We start from the raw sequence: 26364 nt of genomic DNA on the forward strand, positions 1-26364 counted from the left end.
GGTGACCTCCATCCTCTTCATCGTGTTCCTGCCGCTGCTCGCCGCGATCGTCGCGGGGCTCGGCAACAAGGCGATCGGCTTCGTGCCGGCAAAGCTGATCACGACCGGCGCGCTGTTCGCATCGTGCCTGCTGTCGTGGCCGATCTTCCTCGGCTTCCTCGCCGGCACCAACACCGCCACGGTCGTGCCGGTGCTGACCTGGATCGTCAGCGGCGACATGGCGGTCGACTGGTCGCTGCGCGTCGACCAGCTGACCGCGATCATGCTGGTGGTCATCACCAGCGTCTCGGCGCTCGTCCACCTCTATAGCTGGGGCTATATGAGCGAGGACCCGGATCAGCCGCGCTTCTTCGCCTATCTCTCGCTGTTCACCTTCGCGATGCTGATGCTGGTGACCGCGGATACGCTGGTCCAGATGTTCTTCGGTTGGGAAGGCGTCGGCCTCGCCAGCTACCTGCTGATCGGCTTCTGGTTCCGCAAGCCCTCCGCCAATGCCGCCGCGATCAAGGCGTTCGTCGTCAACCGCGTCGGCGATCTGGGTTTCATGCTCGGCATCTTCGGCACGTTCCTAGTGTTCGGCACCGTATCGATCCCCGCGATCCTCGCCGCCGCGCCGGGCATGGCCGGATCGACGATCGGCTTCCTCGGCATGCGGGTCGATACGATGACTGTGCTCTGCCTGCTGCTGTTCGTCGGCGCGATGGGCAAGTCGGCGCAGCTCGGCCTCCACACCTGGTTGCCCGACGCGATGGAAGGCCCGACCCCGGTGTCGGCGCTGATCCACGCGGCGACCATGGTCACCGCGGGCGTGTTCATGGTGTGCCGCCTGTCGCCGATGTTCGAAACCTCGCCGGCCGCATTGCATGTCGTGATGTTCGTCGGCGCCGCGACCTGCCTGTTCGCCGCGACCGTCGGCATGGTGCAGACCGACATCAAGCGCGTCATCGCCTATTCGACCTGTTCGCAGCTCGGCTACATGTTCTTTGCCGCAGGCGTCGGTGCCTATGGCGCGGCGATGTTCCACCTGTTTACGCACGCTTTTTTCAAGGCGCTGCTGTTCCTCGGTGCCGGTTCGGTCATTCACGCGATGCACCACGAGCAGGATATGCGCTATTACGGCGGCCTGCGGAAAAGCATCCCGCTCACCTTCTGGGGCATGATGATGGGGACGCTGGCGATCACCGGCGTCGGCCTGCCCGCGGTGTTCGGCAACCCGCTCGGCATCGGTTTCGCGGGCTTCCATTCGAAGGACGCGATCATCGAGGCGGGCTGGGCCGCGGGCGAGCCCGGCGTGTGGTTCGTCGGCGTGCTCGTCGCGCTGATCACCAGCTTCTATTCGTGGCGCCTGATGTTCCTCACCTTCTGGGGGACACCGCGCTGGGCCGCGTCGGAGCATATCCAGCACGCGCTCCATGACTCGCACGGCCATGATCACGCGCATGACGACCACGCGCATGGCGATACCCATGGTCACGCCGGTCATCACGCCGATGAGGCGCATGCCAATCCGGCCAAGGCCGAGGACAGCGGCGATCATCCGTCGACGCACGGCCCGTCGCAGCAGGACCTGCCCGCCGGCACCGGTGGCTATCATCCGCACGAGAGCCCGTGGCCGATGCTGGTGCCGCTGATCCTCCTGTCGATCGGCGCGATCGCGGCGGGCTTCGTCTTCCACGGCTATTTCATCGAGCCGGAAGCGGGCGAGACGTTCTGGAAGGGCGACATCGCCTTCCGTGAGCATTTGATGCACGCGATGCACGAGGTTCCGACGATCATCAAATTGTCGGCGACGATCGCGATGCTGCTCGGACTGTTCACGGCCTGGTATGCCTATATCAAGTCGCCAAGCTTTCCGGCCGCGGTCGCGGACCAGTTCCGCATTCTGTACCGTTTCCTCGTCCACAAATATTATTTCGACGAACTCTATCACCTCATCTTCGTCCGTCCCGCCTTCGCCATCGGCCGCCTGCTGTGGCACCGCGGTGACGAACAGACGATCGACCGGTTCGGGCCGAACGGCTCGGCCTGGGTGGTGCAGCTCTCCAGCCGTCTCGCGGGCCGGCTTCAGAACGGATATGTCTATACCTATGCCTTCGTCATGCTGATCGGTCTGACCGCCGTCGTCACCTGGGCGATCGCACAGTGAGCGGGTTTCCCATCCTCTCGATCATGCTGCTGATCCCCGCGGTCGCGGCGATCGCCTGCCTGTTCGTTCCCGCCGCCACCGCGCGGATGCTGGCTTTGGCCGCGACGCTGGTCGACTTCGTGCTCGGCATCATGCTCTGGGCGAATTACGACATCGGCGGGGCGCAATGGCAGTTCGTCGAGCAGGGCCCGCGGCTCGGCTTCTTCGGCTGGAACCTCGGCATCGACGGCTTCGCGCTGATGCTCATCATGCTCAGCGTGTTCCTGATGCCGATCTGCATCGGGGCGAGCTGGCGCGCGATCACCAACCGCGTGCCGGAGTACATGGCGGCGTTCCTGCTGACGGAAACGCTGATGATCGGCACCTTCGCGGCGCAGGACCTGTTCCTGTTCTACCTGTTCTTCGAAGCCGGCCTGATCCCGATGTACCTGATCATCGGCATCTGGGGCGGGGCGAACCGCATCTACGCGAGCTACAAGTTCTTCCTGTACACGCTGCTCGGCTCGCTGCTGATGCTCGTCGCGATGCTCTACATGGCGCAGACCGCCGGCACCTCCAGCATCCCGGCGTTGCAGGCGTACGACTTCCCGGCGCATGCCCAGACATGGCTGTGGCTCGCCTTCTTCGCCTCGTTCGCGGTCAAGATGCCGATGTGGCCGGTCCACACGTGGCTGCCCGACGCGCACGTGCAGGCGCCGACCGCGGGTTCGGTCATCCTGGCGGGCGTGCTGCTCAAGCTCGGCGGCTATGGCTTCCTGCGCTTCAGCCTGCCGATGTTTCCGGAAGCGTCCGGCGAGCTGACGTGGCTGATCTTCGGCCTGTCGGCGGTGGCGGTGATCTACACCTCGCTCGTCGCGCTGGTGCAGGCCGACATGAAGAAGCTGATCGCTTATTCGTCGGTCGCGCACATGGCGATCGTGACCATCGGCCTCTTCGCCTTCAACCGGCAGGGGATCGAGGGTGCGATGATCATGATGCTCAGCCACGGGCTGGTATCGGGCGCGCTGTTCCTGTGCGTCGGCGTCATCTACGACCGGCTGCATACGCGTGAGATCAGCCGCTACGGCGGCCTTGCAATCAACATGCCGCGCTACGCGCTGTTCTTCCTGTTCTTCACCATGGCGTCGATCGGCCTGCCGGGGACCAGCGGCTTCGTCGCCGAATTCCTGGCGCTGATGGGTACCTATCAGGTGTCGACCTGGATCGCGTTGCTCTGCACGACCAGCATCATCCTCGGCGCGGCGTACATGCTGTACCTCTATCGCCGCGTCGTCTTCGGCGAGATCAAGTCGGAGGACGTGCGCGAGATGCAGGACCTGTCGCACCGCGAACTCTGGCTGCTCGCGCCGATCGCCGCGGTCGCATTGTGGATGGGCGTCTACCCTGAGAGCTTCCTCAGCCCGATGCGCAAGGATGTCGGCGTGCTGCTCGCCCGCATCGATCGCGCGACGCCCGTCTCCGATTCCCAGCCGACCGCCGGCAAGCCCCTACCTGCGGCGCATGCCGCCGCCCACGGACAAGCGCACTGATGGATTACGCCGCCAATCTCGCCATGACCCTGCCCGAGGTGATCCTCGGACTGGGCGCCATCGTCCTGATGCTGGTGTCCGCCTGGGGCGGCCCGGCCTCGACGCGGGCGGTGTCGTGGACGGCCGTCGTCATCCTGGGCGGCGCGTGCCTCGCGCTGCTCGGACCGGCCAGCTACGGCGGGTCGGCGTTCGACGGCCTGTACCGCGCGGACGCCTTCGCCGCTTTCGCCAAGGTGCTGATCTTCATCGCCGCCGCGGTCGGCATCCTGATGGCGCCGGATTTCTTCCAGCGGACCAGCGGTGACGACCTTCGCCCCGAATATCCTGTCCTGATCCTGCTCTCGGCAGCGGGCATGGGCATGATGGTGTCGGCAAGCGATCTGCTCACGCTCTACGTCGGCCTCGAACTGCAGTCGCTGTCCGCCTACGTCCTCGCCAGCTTCATGCGCCGCGACACGCGTTCGGCCGAAGCGGGTCTCAAATATTTTGTGCTCGGCGCGCTTGCCAGCGGCATCCTGCTGTACGGAATCAGCTTGGTCTACGGCTTCTCCGGCACGACGCTGTTCCCCGGAATCGCTGCGGCTTATGCGGACGGCAATTCGCTCGGCCTGCTGTTCGGCCTCGTCTTCGTCTTCGCCGGCATCGCGTTCAAGATTTCGGCGGTGCCGTTCCACATGTGGACGCCCGACGTGTACGAAGGCGCCCCGACCCCGGTCACCGCCTTCTTCGCCTCCGCTCCCAAGGTCGCGGCGATGGGCCTCGCCGTCCGCGTCGCCGTCGAGGCGATGGGTCCGGCGACCGACCAGTGGCGTCAGATCGTGATCTTCGCCGCGCTCGCGTCGATCGTGCTCGGCGCGGTCGCGGCGATCGGTCAGACCAACATCAAGCGGCTGCTCGCCTATTCGTCGATCAACAACGTCGGCTTCGCGCTGGTCGGCCTCGCGGCGGGCACGCCTGAGGGCGTGTCGGGCGTGCTCGTCTACATGACGATCTACATCGCCATGACGCTGGGGTCGTTCCTGGTCGTGCTCCAGATGCGTGACGACGACGGCCAGCCGGTCGAGACGATCGCCGCGCTGTCGGGCATGTCGCGGACCCGCCCGGGCCTCGCCGCGGCGCTGGCGATCTTCATGTTCAGCCTTGCCGGCATCCCGCCGCTGTTCGGCTTCTACGCGAAGTTCGCGGTGTTCGACGCCGCCGTCCGCGCCGGCCTGTTCCCGCTGGCGGTGATCGGCATCGCCGCCTCGACGATCGGCGCCTATTATTACCTGCGCGTGGTCAAGACGATGTACTTCGACGAACCCGCGCCGGCGTTCGCGAAGGGCAACAGCCCGGTCGAGGGTGGCTTGATCGTCCTTACCGCAGCCTTCGTGTCGCCGCTCGGCTATCTCGCCATCCCGCTGCTCGGCGGCTGGACGATGGCGGCGGCCCGCGCGCTGTTTCCCGCGATTTGACGATCCGGACCGTCGCGGAGACGGGATCGACCAACGCCGACATGCTCGTCCTCGCCCGGCAAGGCGCGGAGGAGGGGCTGTGGCTCCGCGCCGAGCGCCAGACCGCCGGCCGCGGACGGCAGGGCAGGGCATGGACCTCGCCCGCCGGCAACCTCTACGCCTCGACGCTCGTCCGTCTGCGGCCGAGCGATCCGCCTCCGGCCACGCTGGCGCTGGTCGCGGCGGTCGCGTTGCACGAAACGGTCGGTGTCTTCGGTATCGACGCGCAGCTTAAATGGCCCAACGACCTGTTGGTGGCAGGCGCCAAGCTGTCCGGCATCCTGCTAGAACGCAGCGACAACGCGGTAGTCGTCGGGATCGGCGTCAACCTCGCCGATCATCCCGAACTGCCGGACCGGCCGACGACCAGTCTGGCCGCGCAAGGCATATCCATCGCGCCGGAGCTGTTCCTCGACGTCCTCGCCGAAACCTTCACCCGCTGGCTCGCACGTTGGCGCGGGGAGGGCCTTGCGGCGATCCGCACAGCATGGCTCGCCGCCGCGCATCCGATCGGCACCGCACTCTCGGTCCGCTTACCCGATGGCAGCGCCCAAGACGGCCTGTTCGACGGCCTCGACGCAGACGGTGCGCTGATCCTGCGCTTGGCGTCGGGGCAACGGCATGTCATTCACGCCGCAGACGTGTTCCTGCTGTGAGGGATTGACGATGCTGCTCGCCGTGGATGCCGGCAATACCAATGTCGTGTTCGCGCTGGTGGAGGGCCGCACGATCAAGGCGCGCTGGCGCATCGCCACCGATCCGCGCCGCACCGCCGACGAATATGCGGTGTGGCTCAGCCAGCTCCTCGCGCTCGAAGGCTATGATCGCAGCCAGATCGACGCGGTCATCATCGCCATCGTCGTGCCCCGCGCTCTCCACAATCTGCAGGTTCTCAGCGCGAAATACTTCAAGACCGACGCGCTCATCGCCGGCCGCGCGCCGGTCGAGTGGGGCATCACCATCGACGTCGACGAGCCCGCCAGCCTGGGCGCCGACCGCGCCGTCAACACCATCGCTGCCCACGCGCTGCACGACGGCGACCTGATCGTCATCGATTTCGGCACGGCCACCACCTTCGACGTCAGCGACTATAGCGGTGCCTACAAGGGCGGGATCATCGCCCCCGGCATCAACCTGTCGCTCGACGCTCTCGTCAGCGCCGCAGCCAAGCTGCCCCGCATCGCGATCGAGGCGCCCGCCACCGACAGCGTCATCGGCCGCAACACCGTGGATCAGATGGCCATCGGCGTCTATTTCGGCTATATCGCGATGATCGAAGGGCTGGTCGCGCGGATGAAGGCGGAAATCGGCCGCCCGGCCAAGGTGATCGCCACCGGAGGCCTCGCCACGCTTTTCGAGCAGAACACCGACGTCTTCGACGTCATCGAGCCAGACCTGACGATCCAGGGGCTGGCGATCATGTACCAAAACGCCCATATCGGCTGAGACGCGCTCGCGCCATCAATCGGCCTGCGGGCGACAACAAAATTCACGAAAGTCATCAATGACCCCCAAGAACAACGAACTTCTCTTCTGCGCCCTCGGTGGCTCCGGCGAGATCGGCATGAACGTCAATCTCTATGGCCATGCCGGCAAATGGCTGATGGTCGATTGCGGCGTAACCTTCGCCGACGCCGCCTATCCCGGTATCGACATCGTCCTTCCCGACCTGTCGTTCATCGAGGATCGCATCGACGATCTCGTCGGCATCGTGCTGACCCACGGCCATGAAGACCACATCGGCGCGCTGCCGTACCTCGCCGAGGACCTCGGCGTGCCGCTGTACGCGACGCCGTTCACCGCGGGCCTGATCCGCGGCAAGCTGGAAGAGGAGGGCAACGCCAACCGCGTCAAGCTGCGGGTCATCCAGCCGAATATGGAGACCGGCGTCGCCGGCGTCCAGATCGGCCCGTTCGGCGTCAGCTTCGTCGAACTGTCGCACTCGATCCCCGAACCCAATGCGCTGGTCATCGAGACCAAGGCGGGCCGCGTATTCCACACCGGCGACTGGAAGCTCGATCCTACCCCGGTAATCGGCAAGCCGGTCAGCCCCGAACACCTGACGCGGATCGGCGATGCCGGCGTCGATGTGCTCGTCTGCGATTCGACCAACGTCTTCAACAAGGAAGCGTCGGGGTCTGAAGCCTCGGTCCGCCGCGGCCTCGCCGAACAGATCGCCAAGGCCAAGGGCCGCGTGCTCGTCACGTCGTTTGCGTCCAATGCCGCGCGCCTGCACACGCTGGGTGAAGTTGCGCGTGAGACGGGGCGCAAACTGTGCGTCACCGGCCGGTCGCTCGACCGGATCCTGAAGGTCGCGCAGGCGACGGGCTATCTTACCGATTTCCCCGACACGATCGATCCCGACACGGCGATGCGCCTGCCCAAGAACAAGGTGCTGATCGTCGCCACCGGTGGGCAGGGCGAACCGCGCGCGGCGCTGGCGCGCGTCGCCGACGGATCGCACACGATCAGGTTGGAGATGGGCGACACCGTGATCTTCTCGTCGAAGCAGATCCCCGGCAACGAGGTCGCGATCGGCAAAATCCAGAACACGCTGGCGGGCAAGGGCGTGGTGATGATCACAGAACGTCAGGCGCACGTCCACGTCTCGGGTCACCCCGGCCGGCCGGAACTCGCGCAGATGTACAAGTGGATCCGTCCGCAGACGCTGATCCCCGTCCACGGCGAGATGCGCCACATGATGGAGCATGCCCGCTTCGCGCTCACGGAGGGCGTGCCCCAGGCGTTGGTGCAGAGCGACGGCGATGTCGTCCGCCTGATCCCCGGCAAGCCCGAGAAAATCGGCAATGCGACGGTCGGTCGTCTGGTGCTGGACGGCGACGTCATCCTGCCGGCGGACGGGTCGACGATCAACGAACGGCGCAAGCTCGCGATCAACGGCCAGATCTCGGTCGCGGTGGCGATCGGCAAGAATGGCCAACCGCTTGGTCGTCCGCAGATCCGCGTCAACGGCGTGCCTGTTGAAGAGGACCGTGCGGCGTTCATCGAGGATGCCGCCGGAGCCGCTGCCGATGCGTTAAAGGGCCAGAAGCGGGAACTCGACCGGCGCCGCGAAGACGTCCGGCTCGCGGTTCGCAAGGTCGCGACGCGCTGGACCGGCAAGAAGCCGATCGTCGATGTGCTGATCGTCGAGGCATAATCCGCGATGAAGTGGACGTCGATGCTGGCGATCTACGTCCTCTTCTGGGCGTTTTCGGTGTTTCTGGTGCTGCCGTGGGGCGTGCGCACGACGCGTGAGGCCGGGGGTGACCACATCCCCGGTCAGGCGGAAAGCGCCCCGCATGAATTCCGGCTTGGTCGACTGCTCGTCCGCGTGACCATCGTTGCAACGCTGTTGTTCGCGTTGTTTGTCGCCAATTATATCTATGGCTGGGTGACGCCGCAGATGCTCGACCTGTTCAATCGTGACGAGGTCTACAAACAGATGTGACCGGCGACCTGCCGAGAATATTACATGTCATTGCTGCGTCGGCGATTGCGCGGTTTCATCGGGTTATAGGGACCGGAACGGGGCTATCCTGCGTTTACGTTTCTCCCTCGTCGAAAGGCCCGCCATCGTGAACCCGACTTGCCTCCAGACGCTTGAGCTCCTCGCGCGAGCCCTGCGCCTGATGGACCGTGAGGGCATGCATCAGATCGCGGCACGGATCGCAATGGCGATCGACGATCTGGCGGCCGAGCCGGTGTGCGAGGATCGACCGACGATCAATTGAGGCGGACAACACCAGCATCAAGGGCTTGCATGTTCAGCCTAGCACGTCTCACCCGGCGATATTCCGGAATACGTGGTTATGCCGAGAAAGACCGGGAAGCCTGCCGCAGTACTCATGGTTACTCAGAGCTTCCATAACGCGTCAGTTCTTATCGTCTGGGCTATACTCTCTTGGCATCGGCCGGAATCCGCTTGCAGGCGCTTTACGGCTACTGATGTCGGCGACAGCGTGCTTCACTGTAACTGGCCCCGATGGTTGCGAGGAAGAGCAAGAGGTCCGTATGAATAGGGGACAGCCGCTCAACAAACTTGGGTGGCGAGATATCGGAAACCCAATCCGCCGATCCGAATGCAAATCTGCGTAGAAGGGCTTGAATAGCCACCGATTGCGCATCAGCGCAGCCGTTCGATCGCCTGCGCCAGAGCGACGTACAATTTGCCCATGTCGGACGACAGCAAGGTCACGCTGAGCGGCGACCCGTCACGTTGGGCGAGGATGGTGCGCAACATGCTTTCGAAATCGTGGATATAACGATTCACCGCCTCGCGGAACGGCGTATCGTCATCATACAGTCGCGCGATGTCGCGGGCATCGCCGGGTTCGAGCACGCGCACCGCACGGCGGGTGAAGACGCCGCGATCGCCCTTCAGATACGCCGCCCACGCGCTGTCCGACACTTCGGGCGCGAATGCCTTGGTAATGTCGATCGATGCCGAATGGAGTGATTCGATCAGCAGCGATGCGCGACGGGCAAAGGTGTCGCGTTCGGCTTCGTCCCGTTCGCTACGCGCGTCCTCGATTCGCGTTTCGATGATCGCTGTCTGATCGAGGATCTGTTGCACCTGCGCCGACAGCCGGTCCGTCGCGCGCGTGGCGGCATCCACCGCGTGGCCGGTAGCGTCGACGATCGCACGAACCTGCCGTTCGACGGTGTCGCTGGTGGCACGGCGCATCGCCTCGGCGCTGGCCGCTTCCAGCTGGCTTGCAGCGTCCGGGATGACCGTTGCCAGCGTTTCGCGCGCCTTGTCGGCCGCAACGGCGGCCGTGTCCCGGACGCGGAGCAGCGCATCGACCAGACGTGGCGCGGCCTCTTCGGCGAAGCGATGCGTGCGATCGATCGTCTCATCGACCATCATACCCAGTGCGTCGGCCTTTGCGCGGCCGTCGCTCAGGGTCTGGAGCAACGTGCCGGATAATTGATCGACCGTGCGGCGCTGTTCGGCGATCACGCCGGCAATCGCCTCGATCGCGTCGTGCGTGCTTTCGGCCGCCGTCACCAGCGCCAGCAGTTCCGGCTTGGCGGCGCCCACGACCTGCTTGCTTGCGGTGATCTTGACGTCCAGCCGTGTCAGCGCGTCGGGCAGCGTCTCGTCGATCTCGCGCGCGGCCGCATCCAGCGCGATCAGCAGTGATTCGGTCGTACCGATCGTGCGGCTCGCCATCGCATCGCCGGCCTTCAATGCCTCGGTCATTGCGTCCGCGGAACCGCCAAGCGCGCTGATCGATGCGGCAAGCAACTGCGAGCGTTCGTTACCTTGCGTATGGAGGATGTCGAGCCGGCTTTCGACGCGGCCGATCCCGGCATCGAGTCCGGCCAGCAATGTGTCGCTGGCAGCGCGCTGATCCTCCAGCCGCAATGTGACGCGATCGATGACGTCCTCTACAGCGACGATCCGTTCGGCCAGTGCCCCCGCACTGTCGCGGGCGGCGCTGTCGAGTGCGGCCTGATTGGCACGCAGCATCGCCAGCATCGCATCGCCCTGCGTCGCGATACCCTTGCGCGCTTCGTCCACCGCGTCGGCGGTACGACCGAGGAGGGCATCGACCGCCGTCGACATATCGGCTGTTACCGCTTCCAGACGGGCACCGGCGGTTTCGCTGGTCGCCTCCATACGCGTAATGTGTGCAGCGAGCTTCTGCGCAGCGCTGCCCGCCACCATATCGGCATCGCGACCACGTTCGGCCAACGCCGCGAGTTGCGCCTCGAGCGCCGCCGCATGCGCGCTGGCAGACAGTCCGGTCTGCTCGAGCATCTGCTGAACCGCATCGACATCGGCCTTCGCGCGCGGCAGCGACGCGATCAAGACGCCCAGGCTCGCCTGCGCTTCTGTCGCCGCATGGGACAGTGCGTTGGCATGAGCGTCTGCCTGACCGATTTCCAGCGTCAAGCCGCGGCCGACCGCCGTGAGCCGTTCGTTCGCGCCGTCGCCCATCGCCATCAACGTCGTGATCTGTTCGGCCAGTTGCCGACGATTGGCGTCGAGCGATGCCGAGATCGCGGACATCGTCCGTTCGAGGCTCGCCGCCTCTGCCCGCATGCCGTGCGCGGTTTCATGGAACCGGCGAGCCTCGCGCCGGCTGGTCCGCATCGCGAGCAGATAGATTACGCCTACCAGCGTCGGGACGACGGCCAGCGTCGCAAGGAACTGGGCAAGCGCCACCGGCGTCATGAATGCGATTTGATCCCGTGCGAACCACAGCATCCCGACGAGCCATGCCACACAGACGCCAATCGCGACGGCGGGAGCCAGCCAGCCGATCGTGCGGGTTTCTGGTTCGACGGCTTCGGTCCAGACCATCTCGTCCCTGCTTTCGTACTGGTCTTCGCGGGCGTGCCCACCCATCGATTCGTGGCTTGCGTGGCCCCGTGCGTCGCTGATGGCGGCGGCGTCCGCCCGGATGTCGATGATCATGGAACCCCCGTTCGTACCCGCCCAGCCTAACCGTCTTCGCGCACGTCATAAAGCGAAACCGCAACACTTGGTTAAGCACCATCGCGCTACAGCCCCGGCATGGCTTATGATCCGGGTGCGATCGATGCGGCGTTGGCGGCGGCAGTGGGTGACGAACCCGCGCTGATCGCCGAGCTGCGGCTGGCGTTTGTCGAGAGCGCCGGGCGCGCGCTGGCGGCGCTGGAAGCGGCCCGAACGCACGAGGAGTGGCGCGACGCCGCTGCACGTCTGAAGGGACTTGCCGCCAGCTTCGGCGCGATCCGGCTGATGGCACTTGCCGCGGAAGCATCCGATCGGATGGGCGATGCCGCGGTGATGATGAAGCTGAAGCGATCCGTCGCGCGCCTTTGATGTAACCGCCGTCGAACTCGCCCGGCGCGGCCGTGCGGATGCCGTTTCGACCCTAGGCACCGGCACCAACTCCGCTTAACAGCGTGAGAATGCTCGCCGGCCTCCTTTTCGCTATGCACGATGCGGATGATCGACCCGCGATGTTGACTGCGACGCTGCCGTTTGGCGGGGTGACGCTGGTCGAATATCAAGCACGCTTGCTGCTTGCCGCCGGTGCATCGCAGATCGTCATCCTCGTTGCGCGACTGACCCCCGAACTGCTCGGCGCTATTGCCCGGATCGGCAGGCGTGGCATCGCGGTGGATACGGTACGCACGGCGGCGGAAGCGGCGGAAAAGTTGCACCCGCTATCGCGCATCCTGATGCTGGCCGACGGGCTGACCACGACCGAGGCGACGCTGGCGATGCTGGCGCGCGAGGGCGGCGATGCCTTGCTGGTGATGCCCGAGGATCAGGCGGGGCAGGGGTATGAACGGCTTGGTGGCGGAACGGTCTGGGCCGGAGTGGCACGGCTGGAACCGCGACGGGTGAGCGAGCTTGCCGCGATGCCGCGCGATTACGACGTGCAATCGACATTGGTCCGGCTCGCTTCGCAGGCGCGGGCAGTCCATGTGGTGCTGCAGCACGACGCGATGCGCGGGGGCCATGGCGTGGGCCATTCGGGGGCGGCGCTGGACATTCGTAGTCGGGCCGCCATGGCGTCGATGATTTCCGGACGCCGCGGCTGGTTCGAACGCTTCATCATCGCCCCGCTGGCCCGGGCGCTGGTGCCGATGCTGGTCCCGCGTCGCGTGCCCGCCGGAGCGGTGGCCGCAGGGGCCGGTGCCGGCGGTTTGCTGGGGCTGGCGTTGGTGGCTTTCTCGCATCCGGTCGCGGGGCTGCTGCTGTGCGTGCTGGCATCGATGGGGTTCTCGCTTGGTGCGATTCTCGCCGATCTGCGCGACGAACCGGCCGTACGGCGGGGGCTGGATGCCGCCGCCGTTGCGCTCCCGGGGCTGGCGGCGCTAGCCTATGGCTACGATGCGTCGCAGTTCAGCGGCGACGGGGCGCCGTGGGTTTTGGCGATCGGCGTCATCGTGCTGGCGGTGTTCGCCGAACGCGCTGCCGACGGGATCGAACGCCGGACGTGGTGGGGCAGCGCCGCGGGGTATCTGACGCTGGTCTGGCTGGGTGCCGTGCTGGCCGCTCCGGTGGCGGGACTGGGTGTCGCGGCGACCTATGCCGCCGCGACGGCTGCATCAGCGATCGAACGATTGCGGCGGGAGCCTTAGCGCTCCTTTAATGATGGAAGGGTAAGCGTCAGGCCATGTCGGTCGGACCGGAACAGGCAGGGCGTGCATCGCCCGGCACCCGCATCAGCGCTGCTCGCCGGATGGGCGCAGTAGCGGACGTGCGCCTGTCGGGCGCGATCGATGATTTCTTTCTTGCCGACGATGTGCGGCTCGACGAGCGGACCCGGCTGACGCTGGGCCGGTTCCTCGCTGCGGTCGTGCAGGAAATCGAGACCGAGATACGCCGGCACGCTGCCCGGCTGCTATCGGGGCAAGGGGCCGATCGGCTGGCGGAAGGTCTGCTGCGCGGTCATGAAGACGTCGTACGGCGGCTGTCGCGCGCGGGCTTGTTGCGTGATCGGCTGCTGATGGACGAGGTGATCGCGCAGGTGCGATGTGGGCTGATCGGCGATGCGCTGGCACCGGTCGTCATAGCGCCAGAGCAGCCTAGTCTGTTGATACGGCTGGCCGATGTCGACGATGGCGTTGTCGCTGCCGCCGCACGGGCGTTGCTGTCAGCGGAGGCGCGACGGCGAACCGCAGCGGAACAGGGCCGCATACCGTCAGGGGCACTGCCGGCCGAACGCCATCATCAACTGGTCTGGTGGGTTGCGGCGTCGATCCGCGAAGGCCAGGTCGCATCCGTCGGCGAAGACCCGATCGTCGATCGCGCGATCGTCGAGGCGGCACAACGCAGCCTCTCCGCACACGACGAGGGACAGCGGCCGGAGGCGCTCGCCGTCCGCCTAGCCGCCGCGATCGATGCCCGAACGGACGAGATCGCCGAGCTATTGATCGATTCGCTCGGCGATCGTCGTTTGCTGGTGTTCATCGCCGTGCTGGGACGCGCGGTCGATCTGGATTTCGAAGGCGCACGCGCGATCGTACTCGAACCCGAAGGCGATCGGCTTTGGCTGGTATTGCGCGCGGCCGGGCTGGACCGGGCGACGATCGCGACGATCGCGCTTGCACTCGCCGATGCCGATCCCCGCCGCGATATCGAGGCATTCGCCGACGATCTGGACGAGATCGCCGCAATTCCTTTTGCCGCCGCCCGATCGGCGCTGGCGCCGTTGACGCTGCACCACGATCTGCGGCTGGCGATCGATGCATTGGCGCGGGAGGCGACGCGATGAGGCTCGATGGTCTTCCGGACGTGCCGGTCAGTCACGCAACTCTCGATTGCGATGGTCGCCTGATCGCAGCCGACCCGGCGCTGATGGCACTCAACGATCAGGCCGGAGGGGCACTGGGCGATCGACTGGCAGTGCCGCAACTTGCGACGGCCGCACGGCTGGCGTCGCGCTTGGGCATCCTCGTGTCGCGTAGCGTCCGCGTTGCCGATCAGGACGCTGATCTCGATCTATGGGTGCGGGTCCAGCCGGAGGGGAAGGGCGTTCGCATGGCCGTCAGCGGGTGGCGGGAAGTCCGGCCACAGCCGCTTGCCGCCCGCAGCACGATCGTCCTGGACGACGAGGATATGGGATGGGAGACCGACGCCGGGTTGCGGCTGACGTTCGTGTCGATCGATGCTGCGCGACGGTTCGGCGTCGATGCGTTGTCGATGCTGGGCCAACCGGTAACGGCCCTGTTCACACTCGATGCGGCGGGTGACGGTGCGCTCCCGATCCTGGAGGCGGTCGCGCGTCGCAAGCCGATGCGCGAGCAGCGGGCGCGATTGCGCCATGGCGATGTGCGTATGGTGCTGACAGCCGATGTGAAACAGGACGCTGCCGGAGAATTCGCCGGACTGACCGGTGCCGCACGTGCGGCGGAAGCGGAGGCGGAACCCGTGGCCGCCGCACCGGCGGTGTCCGCCAGCTTCACACAGGGGCTGGACAAGGCCTTGCGTAGTCCGCTGGCGAAGATCATCGCTCATGCCGACACGATCCACGCGGAGGCCGAGGGGCCGGTGCAGCGGGATTATGTCGATTATGCATCGGACATCGCCAATGCCGGCCGACATCTGCTGGGGCTGGTCGACGACTTGGTCGATCTGCAGGCGGTGGAACGATCCGATTTCAGCCTGCAGACCGAGCCGATCGACCTTGCCGATGTGGCGCGACGGGCATCCGGATTGCTGTCGGTACGCGCCGGCAATGCCGGGGTGGCTATCGCGCGACCCTTGCCCGATCTTCGCGTACCGGCGGCGGGCGATTTCGGTCGTGCGCTGCAGATCATGGTCAATCTGATCGGCAATGCCGTGCGGTATTCGCCGGAGGGCGGCGTGGTCAGCGTCACCGTGACCCGGAACGGAAGCATGGCCGAGGCGGTGGTGGCCGATCAGGGCAAGGGCATCGCGCCGCAGGATCAGGAGCGGATCTTCGAGAAGTTCGAGCGTGTCGATCCCTCGGAAGTCGGTGGCAACGGTCTGGGTCTCTATATCGCCCGGCGACTGGCGCGCGCGATGGGGGGCAATCTGACGGTGGAAAGCACGCCCGGTGACGGTGCGCGCTTCACGCTGACGCTGCCCGCCTGACCTTTGATATTCCTGCGTCCGCAGGGCCGGCCTGACTTTTGATGCTCCCACGTTCGCAGGAACGCCGTTACCTACCGCCGCATCCGCCGGGCGACGAGGATCAGCAACAATCCCGCGACCGCCAGCCCCGCGCCACGATCGGCCCACGGCCGCTGGTCGAGCATGAAGCTCGACTGCGGCCAATGGACGTAACCCAGCCCCTGGCCGATCCACAGCAATCCCATCAGCGTCATCAGGACGCCGATGGCGATCAGGACCGGCCGGGCGCGGCGCATCAGCGCTGACCGACCGGTACGTAGCTACGCTGAGTCGGGCCGGTGTAGAGCTGGCGGGGACGGCCGATCTTCTGGTCGGGATCGGTGATCATCTCGTTCCACTGCGCGACCCAGCCGACGGTGCGGGCGAGCGCGAACAGCACGGTGAACATCTCGGTCGGGAAACCGATCGCCGACAGGATGACGCCCGAATAGAAATCGACGTTCGGGAACAGCTTCTTCTCGATGAAGTAATCGTCCGACAGCGCCAGTTCTTCCAGCCGCAGTGCGGTGTCGAACAGCGGATCGTTGACCTTCAGCGCATCGAACACCTCGCGCACCGTTTTCTGCATCACGGTCGCGCGCGGATCGTAGTTCTTGTAGACGCGGTGACCGAAGCCCATAAGACGGAACGGATCGTTCTTGTCCTTGGCGCGCGCGATATATTCCGGAATGCGCTCTGGCGTGCCGATCTCGCGCAGCATGTTGAGCGCGGCTTCGTTGGCGCCGCCATGCGCCGGACCCCACAGGCAGGCGATGCCCGCCGCGATGCATGCGAACGGATTGGCGCCGCTCGAACCGGCAAGGCGCACGGTCGAGGTCGAGGCGTTCTGTTCGTGATCGGCGTGGAGGATGAAGATGCGGTCCATCGCCTTTTCGACCGCCGGGTTGACCTCATACGGCTCAGCCGGAACGCCGAACGTCATGCGCAGGAAGTTGCCGGTGTAGGACAGCGAATTGTCCGGATACAGGAACGGCTGTCCGACGCTGTACTTGTAGGCCATTGCCGCGATCGTCGGGATCTTGGCGATCAGGCGATGCGACGCGATCGTGCGCTGCACCGGATCGTGGATGTCGGTCGAGTCGTGGTAGAACGCCGACAGCGCGCCGACGACGCCGCACATGATCGCCATCGGATGTGCGTCGCGACGGAAGCCGCGGAAGAACGCCGCGAGCTGTTCGTGCACCATCGTATGGCGCGTGATCGTGGTGTTGAAGCCGGTCAGTTCGTCCGCCGACGGCAGTTCGCCGTTGAGCAGCAGGTATGCGACTTCCATGAAGCTGGAATTCTCGGCGAGTTCGCCGATCGGGTAGCCGCGGTGCAGCAGGACGCCTTCGTCGCCGTCGATATAGGTCAGCGCCGACTGGCACGATGCGGTCGAGGTGAAGCCGGGATCGTAGGTGAACGAACCGGTCTGCGCGTAGAATTTGCGAATATCCACGACGTCCGGACCAACCGAGCCGGACATGACCGGATACTCGAGGTCCTTACCGTCCAGGGATACTTTGGCGGCTTCGGTCATGTCGTTGTCCTTCCTATCAGACTGTCATCCGGTCCGCGATTCGGCCGAGGCTTTCCTCCTTGCCGAGAAGCGCGAGCACGTCGAAGATTCCGGGCGACGTCTTGCGCCCGGTGAGAGCGGCGCGGAGCGGCTGGGCGACCTGACCGAGCTTGACGCCCTGACCGTCGGCCACCTGCCGTACCGCTGCTTCGATTGCCTCCTGATCCCACTGCTGCACCGCGTCAAGCGCGGCGTGCAGTGCAGCGAGGAGCTGCGGCGCACCGCCACCGAGCAGGTCCAGAGCGGCCTGATCCATGTCGAGCGGGCGAACCGCAAATAGGAACCGGGCGCCGTCGCTCAGTTCGTTGAGATTGGCTGCCCGCGCCTTCAGCACCGGCATCGCCCGGGTCAGCAGATCGACATCCGGATAACCGCCGATGTCGGCCACCAGTCCGGCGAGCCGCGCGTCGTCCGCCTGACGGATGTAGTGCCCGTTGAGGTTTTCCAGCTTCTTGATGTCGAAGCGCGAGGGGCTTTTGCCGACGCCGGCGAGGTCGAACCATTCGGTCGCCTGTTCGCGGCTGATGATCTCGTCGTCGCCATGGCCCCAGCCCAGCCGCAGCAGGTAGTTGTCGAACGCTTCGGGCAGGATGCCGAGCTCGTCGCGATATGCCTCGATCCCGACCGCGCCGTGCCGCTTCGACAGCTTCGCGCCATCGGTGCCGTGGATCAGCGGGATGTGGGCGTAGATCGGCTCGGGCCAGCCATTCGCCCTATAGATCGGCAGCTGGCGGAAAGCGTTGTTGAGGTGATCGTCGCCACGGATGACGTGCGTCACGCCCATGTCGTGATCGTCGACCACCACCGCGAGCATATAGGTCGGTGTGCCGTCGGATCGCAGCAGGATGAGGTCGTCGAGCTCGGCGTTCTGGACCGTGACCGATCCCTGCACGCGATCCTCGATCGTCGTCGCACCGTCCTGCGGAGCCTTGAGTCGCACGACGAAAGGCTGGCCCTCCGGATGATCCGTGCGATCGCGCCATGGCGAGCGGACGCGCAACGGCTGCTTCGCCGCCTGCGCCGCGGCGCGCTGCGCGGCGATCTCTTCCTGTGTCATGTAGCAGCGATATGCGTGACCGCTCCCAACCATCTGGTGCGCGACCTCGGCGTGGCGGTCGGCGCGGGCGAACTGGAAGACCGCATCGCCATCCCAGTCGATGCCCAGCCACGTCAGCCCAGACAGGATCGCGTCGATCGCCGGCTGCGTCGATCGCGCGCGATCGGTATCCTCGATCCGCAGCAGGAACGTGCCGCCGTGATGGCGCGCATAGAGCCAATTGAACAGCGCCGTGCGGGCGCCGCCAAGGTGCAGATATCCCGTCGGCGACGGCGCGAAACGCGTCACGATACCGGTCTTCGGGTGGGCCGCCGCGCCGGCGTCCTGATCAATCATTGCGCTCAACCGCGCCTGCTCCCACAGTTCGTAAGGTCATGGCCAGTTCAGCCGCTGCGGCCCCTAGCACGCGCCCCCAGCGCCTTCAAACGCCGCAAACGCTTCAGGCGTTGCACGATAGTGTCGAAGCGTGGCTCGATGCCGAGCGGGATCAAGTGGTTCTGTGGCTGCCGGTCGCACTGGGTATCGGTATCGCCGGCTGGTTTCTGCTGCCGGATGCGCCGCATTGGCGTATCGCGATCCTTCTGTGCGTTGCCATCGCCCTTGGAGCACTCGCGGCGGCGCGGGGCGGACGGGCGACGCATGCCGTCGCGATCGGAGCGCTGACGGTCGCGGCGGGACTGGGGCTGACGTGGTGGCGTGCGGATCGCGTCGCCGCGCCGGTGCTCGCCAGACCGGCGGTCGTGCAGGTCGCCGGCCAAGTGGAACGGCTGGAACCGCTGGCGGCGCGCGATCTGGTGCGGCTGACGATACGGACCGATGCGGGCATCGGCCTGCCGCCCCGCATCCGCGTCAATCTGGCCCAGGCCGATGTTCCGGCCACACTGGCGCAAGGCGCGCGTGTCGTATTGCGGGCGAGGCTGATGCCTCCGCCCGCTGCGTCGGTGCCCGGCGCCTATGACTTCGCGCGGGTCGCGTGGTTTTCCGGGATCGGTGCGACCGGCCGCGGCTTCGCACCGGTAACGGTGATCGCATCGGGCAAGCCGGCCGGCAATCTGCGGACGTCGCTGACCACGCATATCACGGATCGGCTGGAGGGCAGCCGGGGTGGCATCGCCGCCGCTCTAGCCACCGGCGACGAGGGTGCGATCGCGCAAGCCGATTCCGAGGCGATGCGGCGGGCGGGGCTGGCGCATCTGCTGTCGGTCAGCGGATTGCATATCACGGCCGCAGTTGCCGCGACGATGGCGGTTGTCCTGCGGCTGCTCGCCCTCTCGCCGTGGCTCGCGATCCGGGTACGCCTGCCGCTGGTGGCGGCGGGCGCGGGGGCGGGCGCCGCGATCGGCTATACCTTGCTGACCGGCGCCGAAGTGCCGACGATCCGGTCCTGCGTCGCCGCGCTGCTGGTGCTGGCGGCCCTGGCGATGGGGCGGCAGGCGGTGACATTGCGTCTGGTCGCGACGGGGGCGCTCGCCGTGCTGCTGGCGTGGCCGGAGGCACTGATGGGGGCGAGCTTCCAGTTGTCGTTCGCCGCGATCGTCGCGATCGTCGCGTTGCACGAGCATCCTCGCGTCGGATCGTGGTTCGCCCCACGGGACGACGGTATGGTCCGCCGGATGCTGCGAGCGTTCGGATCGCTGCTGTTGACCGGTGTCGCCGTCGAGGCCGCGCTGATGCCTATCGCGGTCTTCCATTTCCACAAGGCGGGACTGTACGGCGCCGCCGCGAACATCGTCGCCATTCCGCTGACGACGTTCGTCGTGATGCCGCTGGAGGCGATGGCGCTGATCCTCGACGTCTTCGGCCTCGGCGCGCCGGCGTGGTGGCTGACCGATGTGGCGTTGCGACTGCTGCTATGGCTCGCCCATGTGGTCGCAGCGGCACCCGGAGCGGCGGTGGCGGTGCCGTCGATGCCAGCCGCGGCCTTCGGGTGCATGGTGGCGGGCGGACTGTGGCTGGCCCTGTGGCGAACGCGCTGGCGCAGACTGGGGCTGATCCCCTGCGCGATCGGGGCGATCTGGGCCGGTATGGCGTCGCCACCCGATTTGCTGGTGACGAACGATGGCCGGCATATGGCGGTGCGGGTGCGCGGCGGGCTGGCCTTGCTGCGCGATCGGGCGGGGGATTACACTCGCAACATGCTGGCGGAGAATGGCGGCGTCGACGGGGAACCGCTGTTGCTGGCCGATCAGCCTGACGCGGGCTGCACGCGTGACCTCTGCCTCGTCGAGATCGTCACCAAAGGCAGGCGCTGGCGCGTGCTCGCCACCCGCAGCACCTATCCGGTGGCATGGCCGGAACTGGTCGTCGCCTGCCGCCGGGCGGATATCGTGGTCAGCGAACGCCGCTTGCCACGGGGATGCAGACCGCGCTGGCTGAAGCTGGATGCGCCGACGTTGCGGCGTACCGGCGGGGTGGCGGTGGTGTTCGAGGACGACGTGGCCGCGACAGTCCGTCAGCCGGCCGATCGCCACCCGTGGCTAAACCCGCCCGTCATCATGCCGCCACGTAAACCACGCAGCGGGGATGATGGTCGTTTACGACGGGTGAGGCACGTCCAAACACAGCGCGATCTTGTTCCTCCATCGTGATCGCCCGGCGCGCGATCGGTTCAATCGTAGCGGCGCAGGATACCGGAGAGTTTGCCCTGCACCCGCACGTGCGCAGGCGCGTAGCGCTGCGGCTCGTAGGAGCGGTTTGCGGGATCAAGGCGGATCATCGCCCCTTCGCGACGGAAGTATTTCAGTGTCGCTTCCGCATCCTCGATCAGGGCAACGACGATTTCGCCATCGCGTGCGACGTCGGTGCGGCGGATCAGCGCGTAATCCCCGTCGAGGATACCCGCCTCCACCATCGAATCACCCGATACCTCCAGCGCGTAATGCTCACCTGATCCCAGCAACGCGGCAGGAACGGCGAGCATCGAACTGCCTTCGAACGCCTCGATCGGCACGCCGGCGGCGATGCGGCCGTGCAGCGGAATCTCGATCACATCATTGGCCGGCGAGGGAGCGGCACGCACGTTCGCTCCCTTTGAGGCCGTCGGCGTCGGCGTGCCCGCCGGTGCGCTGGCCTTGCGCTCGGTTCGTTCGGGCATCCGCAATACTTCGAGCGCCCGCGCCCGGTTGGGGAGGCGGCGGATGAAATGCCGTTCCTCAAGGGCGCTGATCAGGCGATGGACGCCGGACTTGGACTTGAGGTCGAGCGCGTCCTTCATCTCCTCGAACGAGGGTGAGATACCGGTTTCTTCCAGCCGGTCATTAATGAAGCAAACGAGCTCGTGCTGCTTGCGCGTGAGCATGGGCGGTCCTTCCCCGTCAGAACAGACGCGGAACTTCTAGGGAACACAATTGGCGCCGTCAAGCGATGACGAGGATTTCCGCCGAGTCGCCGGCGCGGGCGGCGGGGGCGTCGATCGGTCGTACGATCAAGCATTGCGACCGCGCCAGCGTCAGAAGCATCGAGCTGTCCTGTATGGTCGAGGCATAAGCACGGCCGTCGCGAATCTCGGCGCGGAGATAATCGGTGCGTCCGCCGTTCGGGGGCAAATCCTCACCCAGGATTATCCGCGTGCCATGAGGCAGGGGATTCCGCGCGCCGGACAGATGTGCGATCAATGGCTTGACGAACAGCAACGCCGTTACGAACGCCGACACCGGATTGCCGGGCAACCCGATGACGACGGTGGACCCGAGGCGGCCCGCCATCATCGGCTTGCCCGGCCGCAGCGCGATACGCCAAAAGTCGATGACGCCGCCCGCTGCCTCGATCGCGGGGCGAACGAGGTCGTGATCGCCGACGGATGCGCCACCGGTGGTCACGAGCACGTCGGTATCCACGGCCGCGAACGCATCCCGCAGCGTGGTGAGATGGTCAGGAAGAATGCCGAGATCGACGATCTGAACCGGCAGGTCTGCGAACATCGCCGACAGCATCGCACGGTTCGATTCGGGCAGGGCGCCGACGTTGTTGCTACCGGGTTCGACCAGTTCGTCGCCGGTTGCACATATCGCGACGCGGACAGGGCGGCGCACCGACAGGCTCGCAACGCCGGCGGTGGCCATCACTGCAATGCGGGCAGGGGTGATGCGATCACCCGCGACGACGATCCGGTCGCCGTCCGAAAAATCCAGACCGCGCCGGCGTGTGTTGCGGCCGCGTGTCAGCGGGCCTTCGCCGGTCAGGCGGATGGTCGCACCATCGGCGTCGACCTCCTCCTGGATTATCACGGTGTCGGCGCCATCCGGCATCGCCGCCCCAGTGAAAATGCGTATCGCCTCGCCCGGCCCGACGGTGCCGGCGGACGGTCGACCTGCCGCGCTTTCGCCAGTCATCGTCCATGGACCGGGGAGATCGGCGAAACGGATCGCATAGCCGTCCATCGCCGACAGGTCGCTCGCGGGTTGGGTGCGACGGGCGTATATATCGCTCGCTGCCCAGTGGCCTGCGGCGCCGGCGAGCGGCACCTCCGCGATCGCGACCGGTTTCGCCATCGCAAACAGATGCGCTTGCGCGTCGGCGATCGGCATCAGCGGCATGACGTCAGGCGTGCCAGTCACCGGACCGCCCGCCCGCTTTTTCCAACAGACGGATCGCCCCGATCGTCATCGCGCGGTCCATCGCCTTCGCCATGTCGTAGATCGTCAACAGCGCGACCGAGACCGCAGTAAGAGCCTCCATTTCGACGCCGGTCTTGCCATCGGTGGCGGTCAGCGCGGTAACGGTGATACCGGTCGCGTCGATCGCCAGATCGACGGTGACGCGGGTGAGGGGGAGGGGGTGGCACAGCGGGATCAGATCCGCGGTCCGCTTGGCGGCCATGATCCCGGCTATCCGGGCCACCGCTAGCACGTCGCCCTTTTTGGCGGCGCCGTCACGGATCGCCTGTAAGGCGTCGGCGGCGATAGCGATGTGACCCGTTGCCACCGCGCGCCGTGCCGTGATCGCCTTGTCGCCGACATCGACCATATGCGCTGCGCCATCCGCATCGATATGCGTCAGGCCGGTCATGCGATCAGCGCCCGCGTCGCGGCCTCGACATCCGGCTGACGCATCAACGCCTCGCCGATCAGGAAGCAGCGAACGCCGTGTTCAGCCATCGCATCGAGGTCGGCGCGCGTTTCCAATCCGCTCTCCGCGATAAAGGTGCAGCCTTTGGGGGCCTTGCCGACCAGTTCGTAGGTACGGGCGAAATCGACGGTGAAGTCGCGAAGGTCGCGGTTGTTGACGCCGATCATACGCGATTTGAGCTTCAGGGCGCGTTCGAGTTCATGCCTGTCGTGAACCTCGACCAGCACGTCCATGCCGCAATCTATCGCCGACGCCTCGATCTCCGCCATCTGGTTGTCGTCGAGCGCTGCGACTATGATCAGGATGGCGTCGGCCCCGATCGAGCGGCTCTCGGTCGCCTGCCAAGGGTCGACCATGAAATCCTTGCGGATCACCGGCAGGTCGCAGGCGGCACGCGCCGCGATCAGGTAATCGTCCGACCCCTGAAACCACTGCTCGTCGGTCAGCACCGACAGGCATGCCGCACCGCCCGCCTGATAGGCCCGCGCATGCCCCGGCGGATCGAAGTCTTCGCGGATTAGCCCCTTCGAAGGGCTGGCCTTCTTGATCTCGGCGATCAGCGCCAGACCGGCCCGGCCGTCCAGCGCGGCACGAAATCCCCGCGGCTTGGTAACGTCCGCGATCCGGGCATCCAGATCGGCGAGGCTGGTCGTCGCCTTGCGTGCCGCGACCTCGGCACGTTTGGTTTCGATGATTCGGGACAGGATGGTCATCGGTAGGCTATCCAGCGGTCGAGCAGCGCACCGGCGCTGCCATCGTCGAGAACATGCGCGGCCATCTGCGCGCCCGCGACCAGCGATGCGCCGCGTCCGGCCACCACCAGCGCGGCTGCGGCGTTGAGCAGCACCGCATCGCGATACGCACCCTGCTCGCCCGCGAGCAGCCGACGCAGCGCGGCGGCGTTATAGGCGGGATCGCCGCCGCGGATGGCGGCGAGCGGATGGCGGGGCAGGCCGGCATCTTCGGGCACGATCCGGCCCGGCAGCGCGGCGGCGCCGACATTCACGGCGAGGCTTGGGCCGGCGGTCGACAGTTCGTCCAGTCCCTCTTCCCCGGAGATGACCGCAGCACGTTCGCTGCCGAGCTGCTCCAGCGCCCCGGCATAAAGGGTGGCGTAGTCGGGACGGGCGATGCCGATCAGCTGGCAAGTGACCCGCGCGGGGTTGGCGAGCGGACCCATCAGGTTAAACACGGTACGCTTGCCGATGCGGCGGCGGATCGGCGTGATCCGGGCCATCGCGGGATGATGGTTCGCAGCGAACAGGAACGCGATGCCCAGTTCGGCAAGACTGCCCTCTGCGGTCGCGCCGGCAATCGCCATGTCGAGGCCGATCGCCTCCAGAGTGTCGGCGGCGCCGGCCTTCGACGAGGCGGCGCGGTTGCCATGCTTGGCAACGGGAATGCCGCACGCCGCCACGACCAGCGCGACCGCAGTCGAGACGTTCAGCGTGTGGTGACCATCTCCGCCGGTACCGCAAACGTCGATGGCGCCTACCGGAGCGGCGATCGGGATCATCCGTTCGCGAAGGGCACGTGCCGCCTCAGCAATCTCGATGCTGGTTTCGCCGCGATCGGACAGGGCAATGAGGAATTCGCCGATTGCGTCCGCCGACGCGCGGGCGTCGAGGATGTCGGCGAAGGCCTGCGCCGCGGTCTCCCGCGCCAGCGGGGTCGATGGATCGGGAAGCAACGTGAAAGCGGTCACGCGTGCGCCTTCACGGGGATGCCGGCGATGCGCAGGAAGTTCGCCAACATTGCATGGCCATGTTCGGTGGCGATGCTTTCGGGGTGGAACTGAACGCCGTGGATGGGCAGCGTCTCGTGCCGGAAGCCCATGACGTTGCCGTCCTCCGCCCGCGCATTGACCACCAGCGGCGCAGGCACGTCGTTGACGATCAGGCTGTGATAGCGGGTCGCGGTGAAGGGCGAGGGCAGGTCCTGAAACAGGCCGGTGCCGTCGTGGATCACGGGCGAGGTCTTGCCGTGCATCAGGCCGCCCCGTTCCACCCGACCGCCGAAATGGTGGCCGATCGCCTGATGGCCGAGGCACACGCCGAGCAGCGGGCGGCCGGCGTCCGCGGCGGCGGCGACGAGGTCGAGGCTGACGCCTGCTTCGGTCGGGGTGCAGGGCCCCGGCGAAATGAGGAACGCCTGCGCCCCCGACGACAGCGCTTGTCCGGCCGAAATGGCGTCGTTGCGCACCACCTCGACCTCGCTACCCAATTCCATCAGGTAGTGGACGAGGTTCCAGGTAAAGCTGTCGTAATTGTCGACGACGAGGATCATCGCGCCGCCATAGCCGATGGCCACCGCCGCGCAACGTCTGTTGCAATCTTGCGAGCCCGCAATCTTGCGGCAATGTGTCGCGTCCTATTGCGGACGGGGCGCTGCAGCGTGGGAGACAATCGTGCCTTCCACACGTTGAGCCCGCGAAGGAGACGCCCGTCATGATCCGCCCGTTGCTTTTCGCCGTCCTGATCGGCCTGCCGTCGATCGCGGGAGCGCAGACCGCGCCAGCGGATGACGCACAGGCGGGCACATCGGCATCCTCGCCGCCACAGCGTGTGCGCAGCGTCACGCTAGGTGCGGGGCAATCCTGTCCGCAGAGCAGCGATACCGAAATCGTCGTCTGTTCGACGCTCGACCAACCGTATCGCATTCCGAAGCAGTTCCGTGACAGCGGTCCAATCCCGGCGCAGAACCAGGCCTGGGGGAATCGCGTGGCGACGGTGGATCAGGTCAGCCGCGTCGCTGGCGGTCTGCCGGATACATGCTCCGCGGTCGGTACCGGCGGTCAGAGCGGATGTGCGCTGGCGACTAACCGCGCGTGGGCGGCGGAGCGGCGTGCCCAGCGGGATGCGGAGAGCCAGGTTCCCTGAAGGGGCCGCGACCCGCGTCATCGTGAGCG

24 protein-coding genes are annotated in these 26364 nt (G+C 66.4%); 13 read left to right on the top strand and 11 right to left on the bottom strand.

The features are described from left to right. Position 1 precedes the first annotated feature (1 nt). Genes nuoL through LRA87_RS06705 form a run of 7 tightly spaced genes read left to right on the top strand, consistent with a single transcriptional unit; the run spans position 2 to position 8619 of the window. Positions 2 to 2146 carry an NADH-quinone oxidoreductase subunit L gene (nuoL, locus tag LRA87_RS06675; protein WP_230630314.1) on the top strand — a complete coding sequence of 715 codons (2145 nt, stop codon included), beginning with the start codon at positions 2 to 4 and terminating at the stop codon, positions 2144 to 2146. Further along, positions 2143 to 3675: an NADH-quinone oxidoreductase subunit M gene (locus LRA87_RS06680; protein ID WP_230630317.1), complete on the top strand. Its 1533-nt coding sequence runs from the start codon at positions 2143 to 2145 to the stop codon at positions 3673 to 3675. Before nuoL ends, LRA87_RS06680 begins: the two co-directional genes overlap by 4 nt. Beyond that, complete coding sequence (gene nuoN / locus LRA87_RS06685) at positions 3675 to 5129, top strand: NADH-quinone oxidoreductase subunit NuoN (RefSeq protein WP_230630320.1); 1455 nt, start codon at positions 3675 to 3677, stop codon at positions 5127 to 5129. The genes LRA87_RS06680 and nuoN overlap by 1 nt, the downstream gene beginning before the upstream one ends. A gap of 41 nt (positions 5130 to 5170) precedes the next feature. After that, positions 5171 to 5824 (top strand): biotin--[acetyl-CoA-carboxylase] ligase, encoded by a 654-nt coding sequence (locus tag LRA87_RS06690; protein WP_230631171.1) that lies wholly within the window; start codon positions 5171 to 5173, stop codon positions 5822 to 5824. Between the two features lie 10 nt (positions 5825 to 5834). Next, on the top strand, positions 5835 to 6614 hold the full coding sequence (locus tag LRA87_RS06695) for a type III pantothenate kinase (RefSeq protein ID WP_230630323.1): 780 nt from the start codon (positions 5835 to 5837) through the stop codon (positions 6612 to 6614). A gap of 58 nt (positions 6615 to 6672) precedes the next feature. After that, the gene (locus LRA87_RS06700; protein WP_230630326.1) at positions 6673 to 8328 is read left to right on the top strand and encodes a ribonuclease J; all 1656 of its coding nucleotides are present in this window, start codon (positions 6673 to 6675) and stop codon (positions 8326 to 8328) included. Positions 8329 to 8334: 6 nt separating this feature from the next. Continuing rightward, positions 8335 to 8619 carry a DUF1467 family protein gene (locus tag LRA87_RS06705; RefSeq protein ID WP_230630329.1) on the top strand — a complete coding sequence of 95 codons (285 nt, stop codon included), beginning with the start codon at positions 8335 to 8337 and terminating at the stop codon, positions 8617 to 8619. Between the two features lie 94 nt (positions 8620 to 8713). On the opposite strand, the gene LRA87_RS06710 is transcribed toward LRA87_RS06705, so the two are convergent. Both LRA87_RS06710 and LRA87_RS06715 read right to left on the bottom strand, forming a co-directional pair. Further along, the gene (locus tag LRA87_RS06710) at positions 8714 to 8920 is read right to left on the bottom strand and encodes a hypothetical protein (RefSeq protein ID WP_230630332.1); all 207 of its coding nucleotides are present in this window, start codon (positions 8918 to 8920) and stop codon (positions 8714 to 8716) included. Positions 8921 to 9294: 374 nt separating this feature from the next. Beyond that, the gene (locus LRA87_RS06715) at positions 9295 to 11595 is read right to left on the bottom strand and encodes a hypothetical protein (RefSeq protein WP_230630335.1); all 2301 of its coding nucleotides are present in this window, start codon (positions 11593 to 11595) and stop codon (positions 9295 to 9297) included. Between the two features lie 99 nt (positions 11596 to 11694). Here LRA87_RS06715 and LRA87_RS06720 point away from each other — a divergent pair, with 99 nt between their 5' ends. The 4 genes from LRA87_RS06720 (at position 11695) to LRA87_RS06735 (ending at position 15735) form a co-directional block, all read left to right on the top strand. Then, on the top strand, positions 11695 to 11985 hold the full coding sequence (locus tag LRA87_RS06720; protein ID WP_230630337.1) for an Hpt domain-containing protein: 291 nt from the start codon (positions 11695 to 11697) through the stop codon (positions 11983 to 11985). 140 nt (positions 11986 to 12125) lie between these two features. Continuing rightward, entirely contained in the window at positions 12126 to 13256 is a 1131-nt protein-coding gene (locus LRA87_RS06725) for a hypothetical protein (protein WP_230630340.1), read from the top strand. Positions 13257 to 13291: 35 nt separating this feature from the next. After that, complete coding sequence (locus tag LRA87_RS06730) at positions 13292 to 14392, top strand: DUF2336 domain-containing protein (RefSeq protein ID WP_230630343.1); 1101 nt, start codon at positions 13292 to 13294, stop codon at positions 14390 to 14392. Further along, the gene (locus LRA87_RS06735) at positions 14389 to 15735 is read left to right on the top strand and encodes a PAS domain-containing sensor histidine kinase (RefSeq protein ID WP_230630346.1); all 1347 of its coding nucleotides are present in this window, start codon (positions 14389 to 14391) and stop codon (positions 15733 to 15735) included. The genes LRA87_RS06730 and LRA87_RS06735 overlap by 4 nt, the downstream gene beginning before the upstream one ends. 71 nt (positions 15736 to 15806) lie before the next feature. On the opposite strand, the gene LRA87_RS06740 is transcribed toward LRA87_RS06735, so the two are convergent. Genes LRA87_RS06740 through gltX form a run of 3 tightly spaced genes read right to left on the bottom strand, consistent with a single transcriptional unit; the run spans position 15807 to position 18725 of the window. After that, positions 15807 to 16010: a hypothetical protein gene (locus LRA87_RS06740; protein ID WP_230630350.1), complete on the bottom strand. Its 204-nt coding sequence runs from the start codon at positions 16008 to 16010 to the stop codon at positions 15807 to 15809. After that, entirely contained in the window at positions 16010 to 17293 is a 1284-nt protein-coding gene (locus tag LRA87_RS06745) for a citrate synthase (protein ID WP_230630354.1), read from the bottom strand. Before LRA87_RS06745 ends, LRA87_RS06740 begins: the two co-directional genes overlap by 1 nt. Before the next feature lie 16 nt (positions 17294 to 17309). Continuing rightward, positions 17310 to 18725, bottom strand: a complete 1416-nt coding sequence (gene gltX, locus LRA87_RS06750) for a glutamate--tRNA ligase (RefSeq protein WP_230631172.1) — start codon at positions 18723 to 18725, stop codon at positions 17310 to 17312. A 38-nt stretch (positions 18726 to 18763) separates the two neighbouring features. Between gltX and LRA87_RS06755 the strand changes: the two genes are divergently transcribed. Further along, on the top strand, positions 18764 to 20977 hold the full coding sequence (locus tag LRA87_RS06755) for a ComEC/Rec2 family competence protein (protein WP_443024845.1): 2214 nt from the start codon (positions 18764 to 18766) through the stop codon (positions 20975 to 20977). A gap of 20 nt (positions 20978 to 20997) precedes the next feature. On the opposite strand, the gene lexA is transcribed toward LRA87_RS06755, so the two are convergent. Genes lexA through LRA87_RS06785 form a run of 6 tightly spaced genes read right to left on the bottom strand, consistent with a single transcriptional unit; the run spans position 20998 to position 25742 of the window. Beyond that, positions 20998 to 21687 (bottom strand): transcriptional repressor LexA, encoded by a 690-nt coding sequence (lexA, locus tag LRA87_RS06760; RefSeq protein WP_230630357.1) that lies wholly within the window; start codon positions 21685 to 21687, stop codon positions 20998 to 21000. Positions 21688 to 21745: 58 nt separating this feature from the next. Continuing rightward, complete coding sequence (locus tag LRA87_RS06765) at positions 21746 to 22924, bottom strand: molybdopterin molybdotransferase MoeA (protein WP_230631174.1); 1179 nt, start codon at positions 22922 to 22924, stop codon at positions 21746 to 21748. Positions 22925 to 22928: 4 nt separating this feature from the next. After that, entirely contained in the window at positions 22929 to 23396 is a 468-nt protein-coding gene (gene moaC, locus LRA87_RS06770) for a cyclic pyranopterin monophosphate synthase MoaC (RefSeq protein WP_230630361.1), read from the bottom strand. Next, on the bottom strand, positions 23393 to 24169 hold the full coding sequence (gene trpC / locus LRA87_RS06775) for an indole-3-glycerol phosphate synthase TrpC (protein WP_230630365.1): 777 nt from the start codon (positions 24167 to 24169) through the stop codon (positions 23393 to 23395). The genes moaC and trpC overlap by 4 nt, the downstream gene beginning before the upstream one ends. Next, positions 24166 to 25161, bottom strand: coding sequence for an anthranilate phosphoribosyltransferase (trpD, locus tag LRA87_RS06780; protein WP_230630368.1), 996 nt, complete (start codon positions 25159 to 25161; stop codon positions 24166 to 24168). Before trpD ends, trpC begins: the two co-directional genes overlap by 4 nt. Then, positions 25158 to 25742 carry an anthranilate synthase component II gene (locus tag LRA87_RS06785; RefSeq protein WP_230630370.1) on the bottom strand — a complete coding sequence of 195 codons (585 nt, stop codon included), beginning with the start codon at positions 25740 to 25742 and terminating at the stop codon, positions 25158 to 25160. The genes trpD and LRA87_RS06785 overlap by 4 nt, the downstream gene beginning before the upstream one ends. 161 nt (positions 25743 to 25903) lie before the next feature. Between LRA87_RS06785 and LRA87_RS06790 the strand changes: the two genes are divergently transcribed. Then, positions 25904 to 26335, top strand: coding sequence for a hypothetical protein (locus LRA87_RS06790; protein WP_230630372.1), 432 nt, complete (start codon positions 25904 to 25906; stop codon positions 26333 to 26335). Positions 26336 to 26364 lie beyond the last annotated feature (29 nt).

This window comes from Sphingomonas sp. Leaf37, assembly GCF_920939475.1.
In the GTDB taxonomy this organism is placed as follows: Bacteria; Pseudomonadota; Alphaproteobacteria; order Sphingomonadales; family Sphingomonadaceae; genus Sphingomonas.